At 44.8% G+C, this 3,065-nt stretch carries 3 protein-coding genes and 1 tRNA gene; 1 reads left to right on the forward strand and 3 read right to left on the reverse strand.

The window, feature by feature from the left end; translation table 11 throughout:
• Positions 1-133 precede the first annotated feature (133 nt).
• Positions 134-208: transfer RNA gene (locus HY877_07575), tRNA-Pro, on the reverse strand.
• 117 nt (positions 209-325) lie between these two features.
• Here HY877_07575 and HY877_07580 point away from each other — a divergent pair.
• Complete coding sequence (locus HY877_07580; GenBank protein MBI5300131.1) at positions 326-1,195, forward strand: SPFH/Band 7/PHB domain protein; 870 nt, start codon at positions 326-328, stop codon at positions 1,193-1,195.
• Between the two features lie 2 nt (positions 1,196-1,197).
• Here HY877_07580 and HY877_07585 read toward each other — a convergent pair whose 3' ends face one another.
• Together HY877_07585 and HY877_07590 are read right to left on the reverse strand one after the other, a co-directional pair.
• The gene (locus tag HY877_07585; GenBank protein ID MBI5300132.1) at positions 1,198-1,692 is read right to left on the reverse strand and encodes a ferritin; all 495 of its coding nucleotides are present in this window, start codon (positions 1,690-1,692) and stop codon (positions 1,198-1,200) included.
• A 15-nt stretch (positions 1,693-1,707) separates the two neighbouring features.
• Complete coding sequence (locus tag HY877_07590) at positions 1,708-2,961, reverse strand: hypothetical protein (GenBank protein ID MBI5300133.1); 1,254 nt, start codon at positions 2,959-2,961, stop codon at positions 1,708-1,710.
• Positions 2,962-3,065 lie beyond the last annotated feature (104 nt).

Raw genomic sequence — 3,065 nt, forward strand, 5'->3', positions numbered from 1 at the left:
AAACATTGCCCGTGATTCCCGGAGTTGAGGGGAACAGGCTTCGCTTGGTTTCTTCCGAGAAAAAGTGTGGCAGTATTATGGAATAGAAATGGTTGTTATGAAATTCACTTCATGTAACCCATCGAAATCATTGTCGGGGTGATAGGATTTGAACCTACGGCCCCCTGCTCCCAAAGCAGGTGCTCTAGCCAGGCTGAGCTACACCCCGAACTGCTTTGTACTCAATAAATGGCAATGATCCAAATGACAAGTACTTTTAGTTCGATGATTTCCACTTTACTTAACCTATTCGTTTTGATCTGTCTGTCTCGCAAAGGAGAACAAAATGGATCAAGAAACCATGACAACTATAGGAAGTTTGCTCTTTGTTTTTTTTATGTTGGGCATTCGCATTATCAGACCAACCCGCAGAGGTTTGGTTGAGCGGTTGGGCAAGTACAAAAAATTTGCACAACCGGGGTTTCATTGGATCATTCCAATTGTTGATAAAATATACCGCGTTAATGTGACAGAACAAATGGTAGGGGCTCAACCGCAAGAAATTATCACCAACGACAATTTAAATGCGATAGTGGATGCTCAAATATATTTTAAGATTAAAAATGATGAGGGAAGTGTCAAAAATTCACAATATAACGTCAATAATGTTGATTCGCAGATTGTCAATCTTGCCAGAACAACTTTAAGAAATATTATTGGTACACTGACTTTGAAGTCGGCCAATAGTGAAAGAGGCCGTATTAATGAAGAACTATTGAAAGTTCTTGTAAAGGAAACTTCTAACTGGGGAATTGATATTGTGCGCGCTGAATTGAAGGAGATTGACCCGCCAAAAGATGTGCAGGAAACAATGAACAAAATTGTGAAGGCTGAGAATGAAAAAATTGCCGCCATTGATTTTGCCACAGCGGCGGAGACCACGGCTGATGGAGAAAAAAGGGCCGCCATCAAAAAAGCCGAAGGTGTGCGTCAGGCAAAAATTTTACAAGCCGGGGGCGAGGCGGAGGCCATTAAATTGGTTAACGATGCGGCAGACAAATATTTCATCGGCAATGCCCAATTATTAAAAAAATTGGAGACCGTGGAAAATTCACTCAGGGCAAATGCAAAAGTGGTGATCCCGGGAAACACGGAATTGGTAAACGTTATTGGTGAGCTTGCCGGTGTTGTGCCTCTTAAAAGAGAAAAACAATAATTTTATTTTGCCTCTCTCTTTTTCATCTCTTTGTCGAGGTAAAGAATGGCGCTTCCTTTTTCGTGAACCAGTTCGACCTTTTGAAGAATCTCACTGACCTGCGCCTCTTCTTCAACCTGTTCTGTAATAAACCACTGTAGCATTGTCTGTGTGGGATAATCTTTTTCTTTAAGAGACAGCTCATATAATTTGTTGATGAGAGCCGTGATCTTTTTTTCATGTTCCAATGCTTTTTGCATGACATCCAAAATGGATTTGAAATCATGCGGAGGTTTTTGAATCTCTTTCAGAGCGACTTTTCCTTCTCTCTGAATGAGAAAATCAAACATTTTCATCGCATGTTTGTTTTCTTCGCCCGACTGAACCTGCATCCAATGGGCAAATCCCTTGAGGTTGATGCTGTGGCAATAGGCGGACATGGAAAGGTAAAGATAGGATGAATAAAATTCCTCTTGAATATGTGCGTTGAGTGCTTCTTGCATGGTTTTCTTTAACATCCGTTCTGTCTCCTTTTATTCCGCTTCCTGTTTGTTCACTTTTCTTCTTTTCATAATCACCAAAAGAACAGCCAGTCCACCCAAAATCACGATGGCAAACAAGGTATAAAAAGTGGCTCCACTAAAAATGGAAGAGGCTGATTTCGTTTTTTTAACCGCCTTTTTGAGTGGTGGTGACAGAGGCGGCGGTGGTGTTGCTTCAGCACTGGGAGCCGGTTCTACCGTTTCTGCTGGGGGCAATGCCGTGGGAGTTGTTCCTCCAACGACTTGTTGTGGCGCGACAGGAGGCGGAGGGACTACAACCGGTGCCGCTGGCGCCACGGGTGGCGGAGGCGGTGCAATCGGTTTCAATTCAAGCGAATATTGTTTGAGTTCCGTCGCCGGAGCGTTGGCAGGCAAATTGGCGTCTTTGACTTGAATATAAATGATCCTGTTGCGATCCAACGGCGATGTTTGGAAGGAAAGCGGTGCGCCCGGTTGCGGAGCTTGCGTTTGAGACAGGAGTTCTCCACTTTCTCCCAATAAAGCAACGGACAACTGCATTGTCGGACTCTTTGGAATTAAAATAATGCCGATCCCTTCACCACTACGACCATAAAGTTTAAAAACATCAACGGTGTCTTGTAAAGAAAGATTATTGTCGTCGTATTTATCAAATGTGACAGGCATTGACGTTGAAATATCCATCCCTGCGTCTCTTTTAACTGCGCCATCGGGAGGATTCATTGGTGGAGGAACTATTGAAGCAGGTGCTGTGGCAGGTAAAGTGGGAGTGGTTGGTGCTGTTACAGGTGTTGGGACAGGAGCTGGCGCAGGTGAAGGAGAAACGACTTGAGTAGGCGGAGAGGTAACAGGCGGTGTTTGCGTTGGTGGGCTGACAGGGGCAGGAAGAGTTGTTGGTGCCTGTGTTGGAGTTGGTGTTGTAGGTGTTGTTGTCGGTGTCATTGGGGAAACCTGTGCGGGTTGTGCAGAGGGGACAGTAGCTTGTGGTTGTGGTTCTGGCGGTGGAGTCACAGGAGCGGGTATTGCCGCAGGGGAGGCATCAGGTGTTGTGGGTGTTGGCGCTGTTGTCGTGGTTTCTGTTGCGGGCTTCGCCACAGCGGGTTGTTTCGGTTTTGGCGTTTGCTTTTTGACCACAGGCGCTTTTTCAATGGCAAGATCGATGGGCTGATCATCATCGTTATAAACGGGTGGGGATGTGGTTTGTCCCCAAGAATATGCTGAAATACAAAGAGCCAAAAGCACTACAATTCTGTTTAGGTTTTTCATGATGTTTGCAGGCTATCATATTGTTTCTCTTGTCAAAAGTGAAAATTCAAATTTTGTTCAGATAGATTCCCATGGACAAGCCCGTGGGAATCTATCGAGTGAGC

It is taken from the genome of Deltaproteobacteria bacterium (assembly GCA_016213065.1).
Classification (GTDB): Bacteria; UBA10199; UBA10199; order SPLOWO2-01-44-7; family SPLOWO2-01-44-7; genus JACRBV01.